Origin of the sequence: Streptomyces endocoffeicus (assembly GCF_016741935.1) — a bacterium.
Classification (GTDB): Bacteria; Actinomycetota; Actinomycetes; order Streptomycetales; family Streptomycetaceae; genus Streptomyces; species Streptomyces endocoffeicus.
In genome coordinates this window covers 264,868-287,264 of sequence record NZ_JAERRG010000006.1, presented here as the reverse complement: position 1 = coordinate 287,264, position 22,397 = coordinate 264,868, and the positions used below count along the sequence as shown (strand labels likewise).

The following is a 22,397-nucleotide window of genomic DNA, read 5'->3' as shown; positions in this document are numbered from 1 at the left end:
TCACCCGAAGCGTGTGGCCAAGCGGTGGTACAGCCGGGGAGCCAGGGCCCGGACCACCGCGGGCAGCCGCATCCAGGCCGGTACGTACACCTCGTCCCGCCCGCGCTCGACCGCGTCCCAGACCGCGTCGGCGATCCGCTCGGGCGGCAGCGGGCGGGGCAGCCGCCGGGTGTACGGGGCGCCGCGCCGGGCGAAGAACGGGGTGTCCACCACGCCGGGGACCACATGGGTGACGCGCACCCCGGCCCGGCCCAGCTCGTGGCGCAGGGCGTCGGCGAAGACGCCGAGCGCCGCCTTGGCCGCGGAGTACACCGCCTCGCCACGCACCCCGACGGTCCCGGCCACCGAACCGATCAGCACGATGTGTCCGCGCCGCTCGGCCTCCATCCGGGGGACGACCATGCGGACCAGGCGCATCGCGGCGAGCAGATCCACGCGGACCAGCTGGTCGATGGCGGCGGGGGGCATGGTGGCGAAGGGGCCCGCCCAGCCCACGCCCGCCCCCGCGACCAGCAGATCCACCCGTCCGGCGGCGTGGAGGGCGTCCCTGAAGAGCGCCTCCGGACCCTCCGGCGCGGCCAGGTCGACGGGGAGGGCGAGGGCCGATGTCCTGGCGGCCACGCGGTCGAGCCGTTCCCGGTGGCGGCCGCTGACCAGCAGCCGCCATCCGCCCTCGGCCGCGATCCGGTCGGCGATGGCGGCCCCGATGCCCGAGGAGGCGCCGGTCACCAGCGCGACCCTCGTCCCGGTGGCTGCCGGATGCCCGGTGTCCCGCACCTGGCCGCGATCCAGGGGTGTGTCCGGGAGGGGGCGGATCATGGCATCTCCCTGTCTCGCCGCCGACCGGCCGCTGGTCCTGGGTCACCTGGTCCTGGGTCACCGGCCGTCGAGCGCGCGGTTTGACGGCATGCGGAGCGGATACCTCCAGTGAGCCATGAGGAGCCGCGCCTCGCACCATCGGAGGTGGTCATGCACCCCCTGTCGGCACGCTTTCTCGTTGTCAGCGCCGGGATGGGAGCCGGACATGACGCGGTCGCCGCTGAGCTGGTCCGCAGACTGGAGGACCGGGGTCAGGGGGCCGGCCGGGTGGATGTGCTGGAGCTGTTGCCGCACCGGATCGGGGCGGGGCTGCGTTCGTTCTACCGGACGGCCATCCGCCGCGCCCCGGTGGTGTACGAGGGCATCTACCGGGCGTTCTTCCGCCCCGGCAAGGGCCCCCGGCCGGGCAGCGCCCCGCTGGCGGCGCTCGCCGAGGACCGGCTGCTGGCCCTGGTGGAGCGGGAACGGCCGGATGTCGTCGTCCCGGTGTTCCATCTGGCCGCGCAGCTGACCGGCAGGCTGCGGGCGCGCGGGGCCCTGGGGGTGCCCAGCGCGGTGGTGGTGACCGATTTCGCGGTGCACCGCCAGTGGCTGCACCCGGGCAACGATCTGCATCTGTGTGTCACCGCGGACGCCGCGGACACGGTGCGCCGGGCGCTGGGCCGCCCGTCGGTGGCCACCGGACCGGTGGTGGCGGCGCGCTTCTTCGGACCGGCGCGGGGGGCGGCGGGGTGGCGGCGGCGCTTGGGCGCGCTCGCGCCCGGGAGGCCGCCGGTGCTGCTGTCCGTGGGGGCGTGGGGCGCGGGCACCCGCGTGGCGGACACCGCGCGGCTGATGTCCGGGGCGGGGTATCTGCCGGTGGTGCCGTGCGGCCGGGACGAACGGCTGCGCGCCGAGCTGTCGCGCCGCCCGGAGGTGGCGGCCCTCGGCTGGGAGCCGGATATGCCGGGTCTGCTCGCCGCCGTACGGGCCGTGGTGGACAACGCGGCCGGTCAGACCGCGCTGGAGGCGCTGGCCACCGGGGTACCCGTGATCGGCTACCGCCCCATCCCGGGCCATGGCCGCGAGGGCGTCCGCCGGATGGCCGCGCTGGGCCTCTCGGACCACGCACGGGACTCGTGGGAGCTGCTGCGGCTGCTCGATGCGCTCACCGAGCCCTCCGCGTGGCGGGAGCGCCGTATCGCGGCGGGCCGCCGGCTGTTCGCCGACGACGCCGCCGTCCGGCTGACCGACGTGGTCGCCCGGACGGCCGCGAGGTGAGAATCCGCGCACGCGATGCCGCCCGTGCCGACCGGCCGACCGGCCGACCGCGACTGGTGGCATGCTCGGCCTCGACCCATCCGACCTCGGGAACGCCGCGTGGAGCATCGCCCCCCGCGAGCGAGTTGTCCCCGTGCGGTCCCGCGGGAGTTCCCGAACGACTGACGGAGGCACCGCCCGATGGGCAGTCATCTCTTCGCCGAGCTGGCCCGGCGCACCCTGGACGACGCGCGTCACGAAGTGGAGGTCTACGGACAGGAGATCCCCGAGTACCGGTTCGTGGAGCACGACGGCCGGCGACACGCCGAGGCGCTGGACTACGCGGTCTGGCTCAGAGCCTGTGTCATATCCCCGGTCGGATCAGCGTGCGGCGTCAGGGGGCACCTCCCAGCGGTAGCTGGGGGAGCGTGCCAGGCGTCGCACGCCCGGCCGGGGATATGACACAGGCTCTCAGACGCCGCACCCTGGACTTAGCCCCCGAGGGGGTGTCGTTGCCGGAGTGGGAGGCGTTGTCGGGGCTGTCGCCGAAGAGGTAGTCGTTGCCGGTGCCGCCCGTGATGTTGTCGTTGCCGTTCTGGCCGCTCACACCGAAGTACGTCCCCACCGACACATTGGTCGGGTCGCTGGGGTTGAAGTTGTCCGAGCCGTCACCGAGGCAGACCACGGCGGAGGTGCTGATCAGGTCGGAGAAGACCCAGTCGTCCCCCGAGAAGGCGTTGACGACGCTGCCCGGGGTGCCCCAGATGGCATTGGCGTTCTTGTCCCCCTCGATCGTGGCGGTGAGCGGGAGGCCGGTCTTGGGGTCGGTGCAGGTGGTCGCCGTCGGCGCCTTCGCCGGGGCCGCCGCCTGAGCGGCCCCACCGGTGCTGAGGGCGGCACCGGTGAGGGCCGCGGTACAGGCCAGCAGCGCGATGACGCGTCTGCTTCCGTGTCGGGTCATGCGGTGTTCCTCCTCGGAAGGGATGCGGAGTGACGCCGCACAGCCTTCCGTCCGGCCACCCGGCACGTCTTCGTGAACCAGGGAGAAAACACCCGTCCGCCACGGGCACGGGACTGTCAATCCGCGCAACCGGCCCCGGGACCCATCGGCTGTCCGGCGGGCCACGCGGCGGAGCCGCATGGCCCGCCGCGTGGGCCGCCGCGTGGCAGGGGCTTCGCACCCCGGCCCGGGGTCTGGGGCGGAGCCCCAGTTGTGGGAAGGGGCGGGGAGGGGAACAGCCCGCCGCAGGCGTCAAGACCCGTCGGACCCCCTCCGAACTAGCCCGCCTTCTTGACGAACTCGGTGGTGTAGGTCTTCTTCAGATCCACCGTGGCGTTCTTCAGATTGGGGTTGAACGCCTTGAGGACGCGCTCGACGGTCGCCGGGCCGTCCGCCGGCATCACCCCGTCCTTGGTGAACATCGGCAGGGTGCTCTTGATGGCCTCCGCGTAGAGCTTGGCACCGCCCTGCGCGTAGTCGCTCGGCATCTTGGCGGCGATGTCCTCGGCCGAGTGGGTGGACATCCACTTGAGGGTCTTCACGAAGGCGTTGGCCAGCTTCTGCACCGTGTCCTTGTGGCCGTTCACCCAGTCGGTGTTCATGTAGAGCGAGGAGGAGGGGTACAGACCGCCGAGGGCCTGCTTGGAACCCTCGGGTGTGCGCATGTCGATCAGGACCTTGCCGATCTTCTGCTCCACGATCTGGGCGACCGTCGGATCGGTGGTCATCCCGCCCTGGATGGAGCCCTGCTTGAGGGCCGAGATGAAGGTCTGGCCCGCGCCGACCGCCACCGGGGTGAACTCGCTGGTCTGCACGCCGCTGTCGACCGCGAGGTACTTGGTCAGGAAGTCCGTGGAGGAGCCCAGACCGGTGACACCGAGCTTCTTGCCCTTGAAGTCCTTGGGCGACTTCAGCTCGCCCGCCGCCTTGTTGGAGACCACCTCGACCTCGCCGGGGGCCTGGGCGAGCTGGACTACGGACTCCACCTGCTTGCCCTTGACCTGCAGATCGAGGGTGTGGTCGTAGAAGCCGACGACGCCCTGGACATCGCCCGCGACCAGCGAGGTGGTGGCCTGGACCCCGGCGGGCTCGGTGAGCAGCTGGACCTTGAGGCCCTCCGCCTTGAAGTAGCCGAGCCGCTGGGTGAGCATCGCGGGCATGTAGATGACCTTGTCCAGGCCACCCACCATGATCTTGACCTTGCCACCCTCGCCGCCGGAGGCGCTGGAGTCGCCGCCGCAGGCGGTGAGGGTGGTCAGAGCGAGCGCCGCGGCGACGGCGGCCGCGGAGAACTTGGCACTGCTGCGCATGAGGTCACGTCCTTGTGAGCGGTGGTGAGCGGGGAGAAGGAGGGTGGGGCTCAGCGAGACCCGGGGAGGGGGCTCAGCCGGAGCCGAGAAGGGGGCTCAGCCGGAGCCGGGAAGCAGGAGGCGGGCTCAGCGGTCCTCGCCGGGCTGGGCGGGCTTCCAGCGGAAGAGCCGCTTCTCCAGGAAGGTCAGCAGCCCCTCGGCGAGCAGGGCCACCACGGCGAGGATCACCATGGCGGCGTACACACCGGCGGCGTTGAAGGTGCCCTGCGAGGAGGACACCAGCAGGCCGAGCCCCTTGGTGGCGCCGATGTACTCGCCGACGATGGCGCCGATGAGGGCGAAGCCGAAGCTGACATGGAGGCTGGTGAAGATCCATGAGGTGGCGGAGGGAATCACCACCTGGAGGGTGACCTGGCGGTTGCTCGCACCGAGGATCCGGGAGTTGGCCACCAGATTGCGGTCGACCTCCCGGGCGCCCTGGAAGGCGTTGAAGAAGACGGGGAAGAAGACCAGGACGACGGCCGAGGCCACCTTCGAGGCCGGGCCGAGGCCGAACCAGATGAGGAAGATGGGCGCGAGCACGATCCGCGGCAGCGCGTTGAGCACCTTGATGTAGGGGCCTAGCACATCGGCGAGGAAGGCGATCCGGCCGAACGCGATCCCCAGGACCACACCGGCCACGACCCCGATGCCCCAGCCCAGGAGCGCCTCGTAGAGCGTGTACCAGATCTGCTCCCACAGCGAGCCCTGCGCGGTGCCGTGCAGCGCCCACTGCTTGAGCTGCTCCCAGATCTTCGAGGGCATCGAGAAGTTGAAGGGGTCGATGACGGAGGCGCGGGCCAGCCATTCCCACAGCCCGATGACGCCGAGGAGCACCAGGGCCCGGGTGCTCTGCACGAGGATGGCGCGGTTGCGCGCGGCGCGCGCCCGGGCCTTGGAGCGCTCGGTACGGGGTGTCTTGCCGACGGCGGGGGTGGCCGTGGCGGAGATGGTCTCAGGCATCGACGGCACCCCTCTCACGGGTGATGCGGACCTCTTCGCCGAGCGAGGACCAGATCTCCCGGTAGATCTCCACGAACCGCGGCTCCAGCCGCACCGACTCCACCTTGCGGGGCCGGGGCAGATCGATCTCGAAGACCTCCTTGACGGTGGCCGGTCCGGCCGTCATCACCACGACCTTGTCGGCCAGGGCGATGGATTCCTCCAGGTCGTGGGTGACGAAGACGACGCATGCGCCGGTCCCCGCCCACAGCTCCAGGAGTTCGTCCGACATCAGCGCGCGGGTCTGGACGTCGAGCGCCGAGAACGGCTCGTCCATGAGCAGGATCTCGGGGTCGTTGACGAAGGTGGACGCGAGCGCCACGCGCTTGCGCTGGCCGCCCGAGAGCTGGTGCGGATAGCGGTCCTCGAAGGAGGTGAGGCCGACCCGGGCCAGCCACTCACGGGCCCGCTCCTTCGCCTCCGCCTTGGGCACACCGCGGAAGCGCGGGCCGGCCATCACGTTCGACAGCACGCTGCGCCAGGGGAACACCGCGTCCTGCTGGAAGACGAAGCCCACGTTGGAGGCGATGCCGCGGACCGGCTCACCGGCCACCAGCACATCGCCCTCGGTGGGCTCCTCCAACCCGCTGACCAGCGTCAATGTCGTGGACTTGCCGCAGCCGGTGGGCCCGACGACGGCGACGAACTCACCGTGTCCGACGGTCAGGTCCAGATCCCTGACCGCGGTGTGGAGGGCCCCGGACGGTGTCCGGAACGCCTTGCTCGTTCCCCGCAGCTCGATGGCGGGGCTGGTGTGGCTGCTCATGGCCGGGAGAGTAGGAGTGACCCGCGCCACAGCGGCAGTCTTGTGAGCACAACGCGCCCTTGCGCTCACAAACCGCGTTCTGCTCGTTTTGCTCGCGCCCGCGCAACGAAAACGCTACGGAGACTGGGCATACGCCCCGGGCGCCTTTACGGTGCCTTCACAGCACCATAAACGGACGAAGCACTACCGCTCGCGTACGGGACCAACCGGGACCTCGAGACGGGAGACAGGGGGCCCATCATGCGTATCCGATGGCCCCGGCGTGTCTCCGGTCAGGTACTGGCCGCGCAGCTGTCCATCACCGCCGGGGTGATGGTGCTGGCGACCGCGCTGTTCCTGGCCCCCCTCAGCTCCGAGATCGACAACCAGGCGATGCACCAGGCGCTCGCCATCGCCCAGACCACTGCGGCCGATCCGGACATCGCCCGGGACCTCGCCGCCACCGAGCCCACCCCGTCGGGTCCGGTGCAGCGGGCGGCGGAGCGGATCCGCCGGTCCACCGGGGCGCTGTACATCGTGGTGATGGACTCCCGGGGGGTGCGCTGGTCGCACACCACCACCGCCCGGATCGGCGAACACGTCTCCACCGATCCGCGCGAGGCGCTCTCCGGCCGGGAGGTCCTCCAGATCGACGTGGGGACGCTCGGCCGCTCGGCCCGTGCCAAGGTGCCGCTGCGGGCCCGGGACGGCCGGATCGTCGGGGCGGTGTCGGTGGGCATCGGCTACGGCAGCGTGCGCGACCAGCTGCTGGCGGCGGTGCCCCGGCTGCTGCTGTACGCCGGGGCGGCGCTCGCGGTGGGTGTCCTCGCGGCGATCGCCGTCTCGCGCCGACTGCGCCGCCGCACCCACGGTGTGGCGTTCGCGGACATCTCGGCGCTGCTCGACGAGCGGGAGGCGATGCTGCACGGCATCCGCGAGGGGGTGGTGGCCTTCGACCGGCAGGGCCGGATCCGCCTGGTCAACGACGAGGCCGGACGGCTGCTCGGGATCCACCCGGACGCCACCGGCCGCACCCTGGAGGAGTCACTGCCCCCGGGCCGTACCACCGATGTGCTGGCGGGGCGGGTGGACGGGGCGGATCTGCTGACCGTCAGCGGCGGCCGGGTGCTGGTGGCCAACCGCATGCCGACCAAGGACGGCGGGGCGGTGGCGACGCTGCGGGACCGCACCGAGCTGGAGTTGCTGGGCCGCGAGCTGGACAGCACCCGCGGACTGCTGGACGCGCTGCGCGCCCAGGACCACGAACACGCCAACCGGCTGCACACCCTGCTGGGGCTGCTGGAACTCGGACTGCACGAGCGGGCGGCGCAGTTCGTGGCCGAGCTGACCAACGCCCGGCGCGCCTCGGCCGAGCAGATCTCCGAACGGGTGCACGATCCGATGCTGTCGGCGCTGCTGGTCGGCAAGTCGGCCATCGTGGCCGAGCGCGGGGTCGCCCTGCGGATCTCCCCGGCGACGCTGCTGCCGGGGCGGGTGGTCGATCCGCGCGATCTGGTGACCGTGCTCGGCAACCTCATCGACAACGCGCTGGACGCGGTGGCCGCACACCGCTCGTCCACCCCGCTCATCGAGGTCGAGCTGAGAGCCGAGGGCACCACCGCCGTGCTGCGGGTGAGCGACACCGGTCCGGGGGTGCCGCCGGGGATGCGCGAACAGATCTTCACCGAGGGCTGGTCCACCAAACGGCCCGCCCCTCCCGACTTCCCGGACGGCCCCGATCCCCACGAGGGGTCCGCCGCGGTGTCGCCGCGCCGCCGGGGCATCGGACTGGCCCTGGTACGGCGGCTGGCCGAGCGATACGGAGGGATGGCCCGGGTCACCGCCCGGGCGGGTGGCGGGGCGGTGTTCACCGTCGTCCTGCCCGAGGCCCTCACCGGGGACGACACACCCACTCATGAGTTCACCGCGGCAGGAGAATCACGATGATCGACGTTCTTGTCGTGGACGACGACTTCCACGTCGCCGAGATCAACGCTGCGTATGTGGCCCAGGTGCCCGGCTACCGGGTCACCGCCCGCGCCCATACCGCCGCCCAGGCCCTCGCGACCCTCGAACGCACCCCGGTCGACCTCGTCCTGCTCGACCACTACCTGCCGGACGAGACCGGGCTGACCCTGGTGCGCCGGATGCGCCAGCTCGGCCACCACGCCGACGTCATCATGGTGACGGCGGCCTGTGATGTGGCCACCGTGCAGGCCGCCATGCGCCATGGCGCACTCCAGTACCTGGTCAAGCCGTTCAGCTTCGCCGGGCTGCGGGCCAAGCTGGACGGCTACGCGGCGCTGCGCCGCACCCTCGAGGGCGTCGGCGGGCGCGGCGAGACCGGCCAGGAGAGGGTGGACCGGATCTTCGGCGCCTTCGCGGCCGCCGACACCTCCGGTCCCGCCCTCCCCAAGGGCCACTCCGCGCCCACCGTCGACCTCATACGCCGGGTCCTGGACCAGGCCGATCACCCGCTCTCCGCCCATGAAGTGGCGGAGCGCACCGGCATCAGCCGCTCCACGGCCCAGCGCTATCTGAAGTACCTCGAGCATGCGGGCCGTATCAGCCTCACGCTCAAGTACGGGGACACCGGCCGTCCCGAACACCGCTACACATGGGTGGCGGTGAACTGACGGCACCCTCAGCTGGTGGCCGTGGCCTCGTACAGGCCACGGCCGGAGCGCTGGGCCCGGTCCGAGGAGCGCAGCCGCTCGAGGGTGTTGCGCACCGAGTTCACATTGGTGCGGGACTCCTCGCGGCCCAGGGCCTCGTTGACCTCGGAGGCCCGCATGGGGCGGCCGGCCTTGCGCAGCGCGGTCAGCACGCTGTCGGCGAGCCCGGTGGACCGCTCGGAGGTGGTGGCCGTCTCCTTGGTGGCCGTCTCCTTGATGGCCTTCTCCGCCGGCTTCTCCGCGGCCTTGGTGCTCTTGGCGGTCTTGGCCGTGGCCTTGGTGGCCTTCACCGTGGCCTTGGCGGACTTGGGAGCCTTGGCCGCGGCCTTCGCGGCGGTCTTCTTGGCGGCGGTCTTCTTGGCCGCCGCCTTGGTGCCCCGTCCGGTGGCCGGCGCCTTGCCCGCCTTGCCGCCACTGCGCTGACGGCCGATGGCCGCCTTGCGGGTGGCGGCGGAGGTACGGCCGGTGGTGGCCGTGTCCTCGGCGGATTCCGGCGCGGTGGCCTCGGCCGTGGCCTCGGTGGCCGGTTCCGCGGCCGGCTCGGCCACGGGCTCCGCCACCGGGGCTCCGTTGCCGCCCTGCTCGGGCACCGCCGAGGTGGAGAGCGTCTGCAGGCTGCTCAGGGCGGTGCTGACCGCCTCCAGCCGCTGGGTGACGGCCTCCAAATCACCCTTGAGTGCCTCCTGTTGCTTCTGCAGCTGAGGGAGTTCGGCCTCCAACACCTCGATGGTCGAACCGACACTGCTGTCCGCGCTCAACGCGTTCACTTCACTTCGTCCCCTTTCTGGGCGTCTGCGCCCATCGCAGCAGCGATTATGCCTGCTGTCAGTGGTGTGCGGTGCCCTGTGTGCCACTACGCAAAACAACCACACATGTCTCAGCACCCCATCAGAGGCCAACTTTCGGTGAAAAAACACGTCTGCGGAACCACGCCCGCACCGCCGATGTCATCCGGAAGGGTGGCGCCGCAAACGCGGTGACGACGTGTCAGGCCCCCGTTTCCGGGGTGCCATCACATAGGTGGTAGAAACACCGTACCTGTCCGAGGAAACCGAGGTAGTCGAGGTAGTCCCATGAAGTTGCGCTGCGCCGTGCTCGACGACTATCAGAACGTGGCGCTGTCGGCGGCCGACTGGTCGGGGGTGCTCGACGCGGTGGACGTGCTGCCGGTCCATGAGCACATCGCCGGTGAGGAGGCGGTGGCCGAGGCGATCGAGGACTGCGAGATCGTGGTCATCATGCGGGAGCGCACTCCCTTCCCCGCGTCGCTGTTCGCCCGGCTGCCACGGCTGAAACTGCTGGTCACCACGGGAATGCGCAATGCGTCGGTGGACCTGGAGGCCGCCGCCCGCCACGGCGTGGCCGTATGCGGCACGGGCGGCGACTCGCGACCGCCCGCCGAGCTCACCTGGGCGCTGATCCTGGGGCTCGCCCGCCATCTGGTGCCGGAGAGCACGGCGCTGCGGGACGGCGGGCCATGGCAGAGCACCGTCGGCACCGAGCTGCACGGCCGCCGTCTGGGGTTGCTGGGTCTCGGCAGGATCGGCGCCCAGGTGGCGCGGGTCGGCCGGGCCTTCGGCATGGAGGTGGCCGCCTGGAGCGAGAACCTGACGGCCGAGCGCGCGGAGGCGGCGGAGGTCCGGGCGGCAGCCTCGAAGGAGGAACTGCTGGAGACCAGCGACATCGTCTCGGTGCATCTGGTGCTCAGCGACCGCACCCGTGGGCTGCTGGGCGCGCCGGAACTGCGGCGGATGCGTCCCACGGCGCTCCTGGTGAACACCTCCCGCGCCGCGATCGTGGACCAGACCGCGCTCGCGCGGGCGCTGCGGGACGGCTGGATCGCGGGCGCGGGCGTCGATGTGTTCGAACGGGAGCCGCTGCCGCCGGGCGATCCGTTCCGTACGCTGCCCAATCTGCTGGCCACCCCGCATCTCGGCTATGTCACCCGGGACAACTACGAGCGGTTCTACGGCGATGTGGTGGAGGACATCAGCGCCTATCTTCAGGGCGCGCCGATCCGCCGGCTGAGCCCGCCCGAACCGGCCGGCTGACTCGACTCCGGGGAGCGCCAAGGGGACGTATTCCAGGACGTGTTGGAGCCGGTCGGCGACCTCGCCGACCTTGTTCGAACGTCCCGTACCCAACCACTGCTCGTTTGCCCGGGCTGAAAGCGACGCATGCCCTCCGCCCGGTGGACACTATTCCGTTTCGCCTTCGTCATACCGGACAGGCTGCCTGGCACGGACAACCCATCGGCCCGCACAACAGACCGGTGCCCGGTCCACCGACCCGGCACCGCGGACGGAGGGAACGTGGCTCACAGCACATCCGGAAAGCCGACCACCGACGGGGCATCGGCCGGGCAGGACGCCCTACGGCACGGCGACGGCGGCGGAGGACCGGGGGGCCCGCCACCGAGCCGGCGCGGCATGCTCTCGGTGGCCGCGGCGGCCGGGCTCGGCCTGCTCGCCGGCTGCGGCGAGGAATCGGCCGGCTCCACCTCCGGAGCGGGCCCGCAGGGGTCCACGAGGGCGGACCGCTCCCCGTCCGCCACCCCGTCCAAGCCCTCCCCCTCCCCCACCCCGAAACCGCGGCCCGAGCTGCCGCGAGGCGGCCGGGAGCTGTCCCGCTACCGGCTGGTGGGCTACTGCGGACTGCCCGGGGCCGCCGCGCTCGGCCGGCTCGGTGTCGGGGACCTCGACGACCAGGTGCGGCAGATCGAGAAGACCGCCCGCGCCTACGCCGCGGACCGTGAACCGCAGCCGGTGCTCGAACTCCTCGCGACCGTCGCCAACAGCAGCGCGGGCCCCGACGGCACCTACCGCTCCCGCACCTCCTCCGACACGATCCGCCGCTTCCACGACGCGGCCAAGCGCCACCGTGCCCTGCTGCTGCTGAACATCCAGCCGGGCCGGGCCTCGGTCCTCGGCGAGGTCAAGGCGCTGCGCGAATGGCTGGTCCACCCCGATGTCGGCATAGCCCTGGACCCGGAGTGGGAGATGGGTCCGGGCGAGGTGCCGGGGGACACCTACGGCCACACCAGCGGCAAGGAGCTCACCGATGTGGCCCGCTATCTCTCCGGGATCGTCGACGAACACGACCTGCCGCAGAAGCCGCTCGTCTTCCACCAGGTGGCCGTGTCCGTCGTCGGCGACCAGTCCGCGCTGCACCCGCAGCCGGGTGTGGTGCTCATCAAGAGCGCGGACGGCATAGGTTCGCCGGGGATGAAGCGCGACACCTGGCGGCAGCTGGTCAAGAACCAGCCCGAGGGCGTGCGCACCGGCTTCAAGCTCTTCTACGAGGAGGACACCGAGGGGAGCCGGCTGATGACCCCGGAGGAGGTGCTGGCCCTGCGGCCACGCCCGGACTACGTCATGTTCGAGTGACCACGGCGGCCCGCGCCTTGAAATCGGCGGCCCGCGTCACGCACGCGGCCGCCCCCGGCCGGAAGGCGGCCGGGGGCGGCTGGGGAAGGAGCGCTCAGGGGCGTGGCGCCGTCTGCACGGTGAGGGGTTCCTGGGTGGCGACGTCGCCGGGGCCGCGGCGGGTGAAGCGCATGGCCACACAGGCACCCGCGTACAGCAAGGCCACCACCAGCAGCAGCGCCTGATAGCCCGTGAGCAGGGCCAGATACTCCAGGGTGCCGCCGAACAGGGAGCCCAGCAGATTGGCGCCGAACGCCGACGTGGGGTCGGCGGCCGCCGCCAGCCGGTCGGAGAAGATGAGGTTGGCGCAGAAGATGGGGGCGAAGGCCAGCGCGATCGCGGCGGCCAGCCGGGGGGCGAAGGGCAGCCCCAGGACCACATGGGACGGGACCAGCCAGGCGATGGCGAGGCTGGCGAACAGCATCAGTCGCAGCACCAGCTGATTGACCCGGCGCAGCCTGCGCCGGACCTCCACCGCGCACAGCACGGCGAGCAGCACCCCCGCGAAGACCATCGCGTTGACCAGCCAGGTGGTGCCGAAGTAGAGCGCGAACCCGATCACGTTCTTGGTCTCCAGCAGCATGAACGCCGCGCCGAGCAGGAACATGTCCACGTAGCGGGCGGTGCGCCGCAGCCGGACCCCGGTCAGCCGCACCGACACCAGCGTCACCAGCAGGATCGCGCCCAGCACCCCGATGTAGAGGGTGGGGATGGTGCGGTGCAGCAGATACGGGAAGGGGTGGTCGTCACCGGCGGCCGAGGGCACCGGGCCGGAGGGGCGCCATACGGAGGCGGTGCAGGACTGGTCGCTGGAGGTGGCACCGGCCACCAGGATGGCCGCCTTCTTCCCTCCGTAGTGGGTGATGCAGGGGGCATGGCCGAAGACGGAGGTGAGCGTGGAGCCGAACCGGTCGATGAGCCAGTTCTGCCGGTAGTAGTTGTACATGGCGAACGCGCCGCCGGGGGCGAGGTGGCGGTGTGCCGCCTCGAACGCCTGCCGGGTGAACAGATAGCTCTCCAGGCGCAGGTTGCTCGCGCCGGACACCAGGGTCAGGGAGTCCGGCAGGGCGAGGACGACCAGGTCGTAGCGGGTCTTGGTGCGCTCGAGGAAGGCCCGGCCGTCGTTGATGTGCACGTGCACCCGGGGGTTGTCGTAGGGCCGGGCCGGGTGCAGTGACGCGCCGATCTCCTGCAGTCGGGGGTCGATCTCCACCGCGTCCACCCGCCGGGCGCCGTGGGCGAGCGCCATCGCCACGTCGTTGCCGTTGCCCGCCCCGATGACCAGCACTCGGCGGTGGGAGTTGCGTGGGGTCTCGCGGTAGGGCCGCTCGTACGGGGAGTCGGGGCGTCTGAGCACCTTCAGCGGGGCGATGGACTGGTGCGGTACGCCATTGGCGGAGATCTTGTAGTCCCGGCTGCCGGAGGTCGGCCTGGTGACCTCGATCTTGTAGTACGGGGACCAGGAGATACCGCTGGCCGCCGTCTCCAGCGCCAGGATGGCCACCATCAGCGCGAGCGGCACCGCATATCTGATGGTGTTGCGGCGGCCGCCGAGGGTCAGCAGCGCCGCCGCGGCGATCACCCCCCACACCACCGACGGTGCGCGCAGCCACGACAGCAGCGCGAAGGACACCGAGCCGGTGAGCGAGCCCAGCAGGTCGAAGCGGTACGCCTCCAGCGACGGCAGCCGACGGAACTGATCGGCCGTCATCTTCCCGATGGCCATCATGATCAGCGCGGTCAGCCCGAAGAGCACCGGCAGGGTCACCCACTGGGGCAGACCGGTGGTCTTCACGGCGGTGAAGTAGATGACCTCGCCGCTGGTCTGCCGCACCTGCACGGGGAACTCGCGCACCAGGACGACGAGAACGGCGAGCGGGACGGGCGTCCAGCGGGTCAGCCACTGCCCACGGCCGGCGGGCAGCAGGAATCCCAGGCCGATCCCGAGGAACGAGCCCAAGAGGATGAAGTTCGAGAAATAGCTCAGATGGACGATATTGGCGCCGGTCCACCGGATCAGCGCCAGCTCGACGAAGAGCATGGTGGCGCTGGCCAGCAGCAGCCTCGCGCGCACGTTTTGCGGTCCTGGGCTGTGCTCCATGTCGGCCACGCTGTCATCCGGGGCGGGGCAGGTCGAGCACCCACACGGCCCGTGCCGTCGGCCGGATGGCGGGCGTCCGGCACTTCGGAAAGTGGCTCCGGCCACTCGCCTCCCGGTCGTGCGATGCCCCGCCACCCCGCCACCGCCGCGACCGTCGGTGCAGGTCAGCGGCGTGGCTTGGGGTGCGGTACCACGGCCGTACGGGGTGGGGTCCGCACGCCTTGGCGCATGGCCTGGGTACGCTCCCCCGGCCACCGCCGTACGGCGTTCGGGTCATGGCCCGGCCGGTGTCCGTCACCTGCCCGGGCCAACGGCGGACGCCCGCGCGGAGGAGGCGGACCCGGATGGCGGAGCGGGGTGGCGCCGTGCGCGCCTGGCGAGGACCACCGCCGCGGCCATGGTGCCGGCGAGCACGCCCCAGGAGACGATGTCGCCCGTGCGGGAGTACGGGGTGCGCGATCCGTGGACGGGAACGTCGGCGTACCAGACGCCCGCGTCGGTGGTGGTGTCCTGCGTGGACAGCAGCCGTCCGCCGGCGTCGTAGGCGCTGGACTGGCCGTTGAAGTCCTGCCGGACCAGCGCGTAGCCGTTCTCGATCGCGCGCAGCCCGGCCATGGCGGTGTGGGTGCGCCCCATCTCGGGCCAGTCGCCGCCGGGGACGAAGACGATGTCGGCGTCGATGTGATTGCCCGCCGGGAAGTCGGCGTCGTAGCAGATGACGTTCGCCAGCCGGCCGTACGGGGTGTCGACGACGGGCACATGGCCGTCGCCGGGTGTGTAGATCTCGAGCCCGGGGATGGGCCGGGCCTTCTCGTAGTCCCACAGCTTCCTGCCGTCGGGGCCGAAGAGATGGGTCTCGTCCCTGCCGTGGGGTGCTTCCGGCAGATAGGTCAGGTCGGCCACCAGGAGATAGACGTCGTGCGCGTCCGCTGTCGCCGATGCCTGCCGCAGGTACGCGCGGTGGTCCTCGTCGGCCACCCGAGCGGCGTTCTCCGACCAGACGACGATCCGCGCACCGGCCGCGGCCGCCCGGGCGGTCTGGCGGAAGAGGTCGTCGAGGAGCGGTCGCATGGCCCGGCGCACATCGGCCCGGTCGACGCGGCGCGGGTCGGTGACGGCGAGCCGGGAGGCGCCGTGCACCGCCGTCTCGGCGTCGATGGCCGCGCGGCTCGGATTGACGCCGGCCACTTTGACGGTGTCGCCGCCCGTGTCGGTGGACATCATGCGGAGCTGTCCGCCGACGACGGTCAGCGCGACGGCCGTGGCGTAGGCGGCGGCCCAGCGCAGCGCGGGCCGCGGCCCGCGCTCCCAGACCAGATTGCCGATCGTCGCTCCCGCCCCGATGACGAAGGCGATGACGTAGGGCCCGGTCAGCGCGGTGATCTGCAGCAGTGCGGTGCTCGCGTGCTGGGACGCGGCCCGCATGCCGTAGGCGGTGCCGAACGGGCCGTACGTGCCGAGGAGGAATTCCACGGACATGGCCGCGGCCGGGAACAGCAGCACCCTGCCGAGGGTGCCGGCGCGCGGGCCGAGCAGCCGGTCGACCACATACGGCAGACCGTAGGCCACTCCGAAGGCCACATCGCCCAGGAGAGTGAGCCAGGTGATGGGCACGGCGAGTTCGGCCATCCACACCGCGGCCGACGCCACCGTGACGGCGAACACCGCGGGCAGGGCCACGAGCGGGCGGGTGTGGCGCAGGAAGCGGAGGAGGAGCAGCGGCGCCACCCATGCGGCCAGGGGCACGTCGAACCGGCCGCCGACGGACAGCAAGGACGCCGCGGCGCCGCCCCACAGGCACAGCCAGGGGCGTTGAGCGGGCAGGGCGAGTCGTTCGGTCATCGGGCGCTCCTGTGCGCGGGCCGCGCCCCCATGGACCGGCCCGCATCGATGTGTACGATGCCCACATTGAAGGATGGAGGTGTGGACACTGTCAACATCCACTGGCTCGGGATACCACCACGGGGATCTGCGAGCGGCCCTGCTGGACTCCGCTCTGGCGCTCCTCGACGCCGGGGGCCCGGGCGAGCTGTCGCTGCGCGCGGTCGCCCGGCACGCCGGGGTCTCCCCGAACGCCCCCTACCGCCACTACCGCGACAAGGAGGCGCTGCTCGCCGCGCTCGCCACCCGGGGCTTCACGGAGCTGGGTGAACGCCTCGCCGCGGTCGCCCCCGGAGAGGCCCCCGACGCGGAGGTCATCGCCATGGCGTGCGCGGCGGTCGACTACGCGCTGGACCACCCCGGGGTGTACCGCCTGATGTTCGGGCAGGCGTGCAGCAACCACCCCGACACCATCGCCGCCTCCGACGCCGCGATCGCCATGGTGGCGGAGCGCATCGCGGCGGTCGCGGAACCGGAGCGGCGCGTGCCACTGCGGATCGGGCTCTGGGCCCTCGTCCACGGGCTGAGCACACTGCTGCTCGACGAACGCCTCGGCACACCGACGCGCGCCGAGGCCGACGCCCTGGTGGAGACAGTCGTCCGCACCATGCTGGGCGCCGGCCCCGAACGGCCGGAAAGGAGATCCGCCACCGGGTGAACACCACGCCGATCAGCGGGCGTTCACCGGGTCAGCTCCCCCCGGTGGCGTAGAACGGCTTGCACACGGTGCCCACGTAGTCCGTGGCGATCTCCAGCACTCGGCTGCCGTCCGCCGAGGGCAGCAGCGCCGAACTGTAGTTGGGGCACCAGTCGACCACCTTGGAATCCACCCGCACCGGTGCGGAGATCGAACGCCAGGATCCGGTGCCGCCATCGCTGTTGGTCCAGACGGTGGCACCGCTGCCGGTGGCGGTGGTGCCGTCGGCGTTGTTCAGGACCTGGCCGACGAGGAACAGCTTGCCCCGGGGATTTCCGGGCTCAGGGGCCCAGGCGAGGTTCGGCGTGTGGGTGAAGTACTTTCCGTCGGCGGTCTCGGGACGGTAGCCGAGGTGGGCGGGATCGCCCCAGTTCCAGCCGTCCCACGACGTCCTGTAGTGGACCACGCATGAGTACTGCCCCTGGGCGGCGCAGATCTCGTAGGCCATGAAGTACTGGCCGTCGGGCAGTTTGCGCACGATGGGCATACCGGGCCGGTCGGAGGCGAGGTTGCTGGCGACGGTGGCGTGGTGGCCCTTCCAGGTGATCCCGTTCGCGCTGCGGGCGGCGACCAGCTTCTGGCTGTGCGCGGGGTCGGTCTCGTCCGAGTAGTGGGCCACCAACCGTCCGCTGGAGTCGATGGAGAACTCCGGCTCCCACAGTCCCCTGGCGTTGGGGGCGGTGGCCACGGTGGACAGATAGGACCAGGTGCGGCCCTGGTCGTTGCTGCGGAAGACCCGGATGGCCATCCGGCGATCCGGCTCGTCCTGGCCGATGGAGGCCGCCCACAGCAGGGTCCCCGCGGGCATGGCGCCGACGGCCCGCGGCAGTTCGTACAGGGTGGCGCAGCATTCGCCCTGTCCACCGGACGCCTCGGGGTCGGCCACCTCGCCCACCTGCCGGAAGGTGGCGCCGTCGTCGGCGCTCTCGTAGATGGCACCGAGCCCGTCCGAGCCACGGAAGGTGACCACCGAGGCGAGGATGCGGCCGTTGGCGGCGCCATTGTGCTGGAGGCGCAGGGCGCGGGGGTAGAGGCCGGTGCCGTCGCGCAGCAGCGTCCCGGAGGCGGCCGCGGCCGGGGGTGCCTGGACGGCCAGGAGCGAGCCCAGGACGGCCAGGAGGGTCAGCAGGGTGGGCAGGAGGCGTCTTCGGTACGGCGTGGTCATGCACGCTCCCTCGGGAGGAGTGGTGAAGGGGGGAGATGAGGGGCCCGGGCCCTGCGTGGCGCAACGCTAGAGAGAATTTCCAACGTTGTAAATCCCTTGCGCAGGCTTCCGCGCAGGCTCCCGCGCAGGCTTCCGCGAGGGCCGGGGCACGGCCGGGACGGGCCGCGCTTTCACGAGGTGCCCGGGACCGGTACCGCCCTCGGCCGGGGCACCGGGCCCGTTCACCACATCCGCCACCCGCGCGGGGCGTCGGACACCGTCCGCACCGCTCGACGGCGTCCTCGACGCACCGGCGGGCCTGCGCCGGGTCAGCCGAAGGCGCCGCTGTAGGCGTTGAGCGCGGGCTGGCCACCGAGGTGGGCGTAGAGCACGTTGGAGTCCTTGGGTATGTCGCCGTCGCGGACGAGGTCGATGAGCCCGGCCATGGACTTGCCCTCGTAGACCGGGTCGAGGATCAACCCTTCGAGGCTTCCGGTGAGCCGGATCGCCTCGAGGGTGGAGTCGACCGGGACGCCGTAGAGGTCCCCGGCCCAGCCCTCCAGCACGGTGATCTCCTCATCGCGCAGCTCCCGGCCGAGGCCGATCAGTCCGGCGGTCTCGCGTGCGATCTTCTCCACCTGGGCACGGGTCTCGGCCAGTTTGGCGGAGGCGTCGATGCCCAGGACCCGGCGGCCTCCTGCACCAGGACGGCCTTCAGCCCCAGCTTCGCCGCCACCGCGGCGACCTGGCGGGTGTGGTTGGACTGCACACCGCCGATGCTCACCAGGGTGTCCGCGCCCTTCCGGAGCGCGTCGGGGACGAGGTACTCCAGCTTGCGGGTCTTGTTGCCGCCGAAGGCCAGTCCGCTGTTGCAGTCCTCGCGCTTGGCCCAGACGCGCGCCCCGCCGAGACGCTCGCTCAGCCGGTCCAGGGGGTGGACCGGGCTGGGGCCGAACAGCAGGGGGTGGCGCTCGAAGTCATCGAGGGACATGGGTGACTCCTTGTGGGTGGTGCCGGATGTCCGCCGATCCCTACCCCGCCCCTCCTCCTCGGCACACGATCTCCTCTCCACCGCCACATCGGGACACGAGCCGAGCCCTCCCCGGCCGCCTCCGTCACTACCCGACCGGCCTATGCCAGTAGGCCGTTGGGGTCCCGCTGCTGTCCAGCCTGAGCACCCTGCCGCCGGGTCGCGGCGACTATCTGTGCCTGAGCCCTCGTACCGCCGAGACGGCGCTCGACCGCCGAGCCCACCCGTCCGCCCCACTCGCCCAGGGAGCCGAGATCATGCCCCAGTACTTCCGCGACTCACCCGAGTCTCTCGTTCCCGACGCGCTCGCGGGCTTCGCCGCCGCCCACGCCGATCTCGTCGCCTACAACCCCGACCACGGATACTTCCGCACCCGCCACACCGCACCCACCCGCCGCGTCGGGATGGTCTCGGGCGGCGGCTCCGGCCATGAACCGCTGCACTCCGGCTTCCTCGGTACGGGGATGCTGGACGCCGCCTGCCCCGGGCGGATCTTCGCCTCGCCCCACAACCGGCAGATCTTCGAGGCCAGCCGGGCCGTCGCCCGGGCCGACGGGGTGCTGCACATCGTCAAGAACTACACCGGCGACCGCATCAACTTCGGCATCGCCGCCGAGCGCCTCGCCCACGAGGGCATCCGCTGCGCCCGTCTCCTCATCGACGACGACCTCGCCACCGACTCGGACGACATCGCGGTCGGCCGCCGCGGCACCGGCGCCACCCTGATCGTCGAGAAGATCCTGGGCGCCGCCGCCGACGAGGGGCGCGGCCTTGAGGACCTGGTGGCGCTCGGCACCGATGTGACCCGGCGGGCCCGCAGCCTCGCCGTCGCCGCGGCCGCCCACACCACGCCCCAGTCCGGGACACCGGCCTTCACCCTGCCCGACAACGTCCTGGAGTTCGGGGTCGGCATCCACGGCGAGCGGGCCGAGGGGACCACCCCGCACGCACCGCTGGGCAAGCTGGTCGAGACCATGACCGACCAGCTGCTGGCCGCGCTGCCCGACAGCATCGGGACACGGGTGCTCGCCCTGGTCAACGGGCTGGGCTCGATCACCTCGCTGGAGCTGTACGGCATCCGCCACGCGGTCGCCAAGGCCCTGGACGACCGCGGTGTCGGCCTCGACCGGTCCCTGACCGGCACCTTCGTGAGCGCCCTGGATATGCGGGGCTTCTCGCTGACCCTGTTCGCCACCGACGCGGAGGCGCTGCGGCTGTGGGACGCCCCCGCCCGCACCCCCGCCTGGCCCCTGTGATCCGACTGGCCCCGTGCCCCCGCCACCGTCCCGAGGAGTTGCCCCGCTCATGCCCGACCAGCCCGGCCCCAAGGGCCTCACCCACACCGCCGTCATGAACTGGATGACACGGTTCGCCGCCACCGTACGCTCCGTGGAGCCCGAGCTCACCGCGCTCGACCAGAAGGCGGGCGACGGGGACTTCGGCGCCAATCTGGTCACCGGGATGGACGGTGTCCGCCGCGCGCTGGATGCCCTGGCGGCGGGCGCGGGGAACGGCGAGCGGGACCGGCGGGGGCCGGACGCGCCGCTGGACGCCGCCGCGCGGGTCTTCCTCGACGACGTCGGCGGCACCAGCGGCCCCCTGTTCGGGCTGCTCTTCCAGGAGCTCGCCGACGCGCTGGGGGTGGCCGCCGACCCGCCCGGGACCGCGGCGCTGGCCCTCGGCACCGCCGCGGGCGCGGCCGCGATCCAGCGGGTCGGCGAGGCCGAGGTGGGCGACAAGACGATGGTGGACGCCCTCGTCCCCGCCGCGCGGGCCCTGGCCTCCTGCGAACCCACCGCCGACCCCGCGCACGCGCTCCATGTGGCCGCGGTGGCGGCCCATCGGGGCGCCCGCTCCACGACCGATCTGCGCGCCCGCCGCGGGCGCGCCAGCTACACCGGCGACCACTCGCGCGGCGTCCCCGACCCGGGCGCCCTGGCCGTCGCCCTGCTGTTCGCCTCCGCACACGCCGAGCTCACCTCGGTCAGCCGGCTCCCCGTGTCCTGAGGAGGAGGGCCGAGGGAATGAGGGGGGGCCGGGACGTGCCGCCCGCCGGTGAACCACACGGGCGAGCCACCCGTACTGGGATCAGAATCCTTCGGCCGCATGGGACGGGCAAAGCCGGGCAGGCGACCAGGATTCGACTGTCGGATCGATCGAAAGGGCTCGGGAGAAGCTGTGCAGCAGGAGACCTCCGCACGTGTGACCACACCACCGGCCGTGCCACGGCCGCGCGATGGCGGCGCGTCCGGAGGCCGGACGCGCGACCCGTACTTCGACAATGCGAAGTACCTCACCATCGTGCTGGTGGCGTGCGGCCACGCATGGGAGCCGCTCACCTACGGCAGCCGGGCGGCCACCGCGATCTACCTGATGGTGTACGCCTTCCACATGCCCGCGTTCGCCCTCATATCGGGCTACTTCTCGCGGAGTTTCGACATGGCGCCGGGGCGGGTGAAGCGGCTGCTCACCGGCGTCGTCGTGCCGTACCTGGTCTTCGAGGTGGCGTACACGCTCTTCTACCGCTGGGCGCAGGACGATCCGGGCTATCCGATCAGCCTGCTCGACCCCTGGTATGTGATGTGGTTCCTGGCCGCGCTGTTCATCTGGCGGGTCACCACCCCGCTGTGGCTGGCGCTGCGCCATCCGGTGCCGGTCGCGCTGGCGGTGGCCGCGCTGGCCTCGATCTCACCGGAGGCCGGCGGGGATCTCGGTCTCCAGCGGGTACTGGCGTTCCTCCCGTTCTTCGTGGTCGGGCTCACTCTGCGCCCGGACCACTTCACCCGGCTGCGGACCCGGCGGGCCCGGCTGGTCGCCCTTCCGGTGGCGGCCTTCGCCCTGTGCACGGCGTACGCGGTGGCGCCCTGGATGGACGCGGAGTGGTTCTACCACCGCAAGAGCGTCGCCAAGCTGGACGGCGTACCGTCCTGGGCCGGTCTGCTCACCACGCCCGCCCTCTTCGGTCTGGCGCTGGTGCTGACGGCCTGCTTCCTGGCCTGGGTGCCGGGGCGCCGCACCTGGTTCACCGCGCTCGGCTCGGGGACGCTGTACGGCTATCTGCTGCACGGCTTCATCATCAAGTCGTCCCGTTTCTGGGACTGGTACGACCATCCGTGGCTGCACACCCCGCTCGGGGAGCTCACCGTCACGGCGGCCGCGGTGCTCATGATCACCGCACTGTGCACGGAACCGGTGCGACGGGTCCTGCGCGCTCTGGTGGAGCCACGCATGGACTGGGCGTTCCGGCGCACCGGTTCGTCAGCCGCTTCCTGAGGGCGACGAGGGGCGGC

Annotated in this window: 18 protein-coding genes and 1 pseudogene; 9 read left to right on the top strand and 10 right to left on the bottom strand. The window is 71.9% G+C overall.

All coding sequences use genetic code 11. The features are described 5' to 3' along the window. Positions 1 to 819 (bottom strand): SDR family NAD(P)-dependent oxidoreductase, encoded by an 819-nt coding sequence (locus JK364_RS17880; protein WP_201852092.1) that lies wholly within the window; start codon positions 817 to 819, stop codon positions 1 to 3. A gap of 150 nt (positions 820 to 969) precedes the next feature. Between JK364_RS17880 and JK364_RS17875 the strand changes: the two genes are divergently transcribed. Continuing rightward, the gene (locus JK364_RS17875) at positions 970 to 2,079 is read left to right on the top strand and encodes an MGDG synthase family glycosyltransferase (protein WP_201852091.1); all 1,110 of its coding nucleotides are present in this window, start codon (positions 970 to 972) and stop codon (positions 2,077 to 2,079) included. Positions 2,080 to 2,452: 373 nt separating this feature from the next. Here JK364_RS17875 and JK364_RS17870 read toward each other — a convergent pair whose 3' ends face one another. The 4 genes from JK364_RS17870 to JK364_RS17855 all read right to left on the bottom strand — a co-directional run bounded on the left by JK364_RS17870 (position 2,453) and on the right by JK364_RS17855 (position 6,175). Beyond that, complete coding sequence (locus tag JK364_RS17870) at positions 2,453 to 3,019, bottom strand: hypothetical protein (protein WP_201852090.1); 567 nt, start codon at positions 3,017 to 3,019, stop codon at positions 2,453 to 2,455. Between the two features lie 317 nt (positions 3,020 to 3,336). Next, positions 3,337 to 4,368: an ABC transporter substrate-binding protein gene (locus JK364_RS17865; RefSeq protein WP_201852089.1), complete on the bottom strand. Its 1,032-nt coding sequence runs from the start codon at positions 4,366 to 4,368 to the stop codon at positions 3,337 to 3,339. Positions 4,369 to 4,494: 126 nt separating this feature from the next. Beyond that, positions 4,495 to 5,370 (bottom strand): ABC transporter permease, encoded by an 876-nt coding sequence (locus JK364_RS17860; protein ID WP_201852088.1) that lies wholly within the window; start codon positions 5,368 to 5,370, stop codon positions 4,495 to 4,497. After that, the gene (locus JK364_RS17855) at positions 5,363 to 6,175 is read right to left on the bottom strand and encodes an ABC transporter ATP-binding protein (RefSeq protein ID WP_037959268.1); all 813 of its coding nucleotides are present in this window, start codon (positions 6,173 to 6,175) and stop codon (positions 5,363 to 5,365) included. Before JK364_RS17855 ends, JK364_RS17860 begins: the two co-directional genes overlap by 8 nt. A 240-nt stretch (positions 6,176 to 6,415) precedes the next feature. Between JK364_RS17855 and JK364_RS17850 the strand changes: the two genes are divergently transcribed. Further along, positions 6,416 to 8,101, top strand: a complete 1,686-nt coding sequence (locus JK364_RS17850) for a sensor histidine kinase (RefSeq protein WP_201852087.1) — start codon at positions 6,416 to 6,418, stop codon at positions 8,099 to 8,101. Next, entirely contained in the window at positions 8,098 to 8,790 is a 693-nt protein-coding gene (locus JK364_RS17845; protein ID WP_201852086.1) for a response regulator, read from the top strand. The genes JK364_RS17850 and JK364_RS17845 overlap by 4 nt, the downstream gene beginning before the upstream one ends. 8 nt (positions 8,791 to 8,798) lie before the next feature. On the opposite strand, the gene JK364_RS17840 is transcribed toward JK364_RS17845, so the two are convergent. Then, a complete protein-coding gene (locus JK364_RS17840; RefSeq protein WP_201852085.1) occupies positions 8,799 to 9,596 on the bottom strand; it encodes a prephenate dehydrogenase in 798 nt (265 codons plus the stop codon). Positions 9,597 to 9,902: 306 nt separating this feature from the next. Here JK364_RS17840 and JK364_RS17835 point away from each other — a divergent pair, with 306 nt between their 5' ends. Together JK364_RS17835 and JK364_RS17830 are read left to right on the top strand one after the other, a co-directional pair. Beyond that, positions 9,903 to 10,880 (top strand): D-2-hydroxyacid dehydrogenase family protein, encoded by a 978-nt coding sequence (locus JK364_RS17835; RefSeq protein ID WP_201852084.1) that lies wholly within the window; start codon positions 9,903 to 9,905, stop codon positions 10,878 to 10,880. Positions 10,881 to 11,141: 261 nt separating this feature from the next. Continuing rightward, complete coding sequence (locus JK364_RS17830; protein ID WP_201852083.1) at positions 11,142 to 12,215, top strand: hypothetical protein; 1,074 nt, start codon at positions 11,142 to 11,144, stop codon at positions 12,213 to 12,215. Positions 12,216 to 12,309: 94 nt separating this feature from the next. On the opposite strand, the gene JK364_RS17825 is transcribed toward JK364_RS17830, so the two are convergent. Both JK364_RS17825 and JK364_RS17820 read right to left on the bottom strand, forming a co-directional pair. Then, positions 12,310 to 14,328: a spermine/spermidine synthase domain-containing protein gene (locus JK364_RS17825; RefSeq protein ID WP_307841314.1), complete on the bottom strand. Its 2,019-nt coding sequence runs from the start codon at positions 14,326 to 14,328 to the stop codon at positions 12,310 to 12,312. Positions 14,329 to 14,649: 321 nt separating this feature from the next. Continuing rightward, positions 14,650 to 16,197, bottom strand: a complete 1,548-nt coding sequence (locus tag JK364_RS17820) for a nitrilase-related carbon-nitrogen hydrolase (RefSeq protein WP_201852081.1) — start codon at positions 16,195 to 16,197, stop codon at positions 14,650 to 14,652. A gap of 79 nt (positions 16,198 to 16,276) precedes the next feature. On the opposite strand from JK364_RS17820, the gene JK364_RS17815 reads away from it, so the two are divergent. Next, the gene (locus JK364_RS17815; protein ID WP_201852080.1) at positions 16,277 to 16,894 is read left to right on the top strand and encodes a TetR/AcrR family transcriptional regulator; all 618 of its coding nucleotides are present in this window, start codon (positions 16,277 to 16,279) and stop codon (positions 16,892 to 16,894) included. Positions 16,895 to 16,925: 31 nt separating this feature from the next. Here JK364_RS17815 and JK364_RS17810 read toward each other — a convergent pair whose 3' ends face one another. Beyond that, the gene (locus JK364_RS17810; RefSeq protein WP_201852079.1) at positions 16,926 to 18,098 is read right to left on the bottom strand and encodes a sialidase family protein; all 1,173 of its coding nucleotides are present in this window, start codon (positions 18,096 to 18,098) and stop codon (positions 16,926 to 16,928) included. Between the two features lie 308 nt (positions 18,099 to 18,406). After that, positions 18,407 to 19,068, bottom strand: a pseudogene (locus JK364_RS17805) (pyridoxal-phosphate dependent enzyme). Positions 19,069 to 19,364: 296 nt separating this feature from the next. Between JK364_RS17805 and JK364_RS17800 the strand changes: the two are divergent. The 3 genes from JK364_RS17800 (at position 19,365) to JK364_RS17790 (ending at position 22,380) form a co-directional block, all read left to right on the top strand. After that, a complete protein-coding gene (locus tag JK364_RS17800; RefSeq protein ID WP_201852078.1) occupies positions 19,365 to 20,363 on the top strand; it encodes a dihydroxyacetone kinase subunit DhaK in 999 nt (332 codons plus the stop codon). Positions 20,364 to 20,412: 49 nt separating this feature from the next. Continuing rightward, positions 20,413 to 21,114: a DAK2 domain-containing protein gene (locus JK364_RS17795; RefSeq protein WP_201852077.1), complete on the top strand. Its 702-nt coding sequence runs from the start codon at positions 20,413 to 20,415 to the stop codon at positions 21,112 to 21,114. Positions 21,115 to 21,285: 171 nt separating this feature from the next. Continuing rightward, positions 21,286 to 22,380 (top strand): acyltransferase family protein, encoded by a 1,095-nt coding sequence (locus JK364_RS17790; protein ID WP_201852076.1) that lies wholly within the window; start codon positions 21,286 to 21,288, stop codon positions 22,378 to 22,380. Positions 22,381 to 22,397 lie beyond the last annotated feature (17 nt).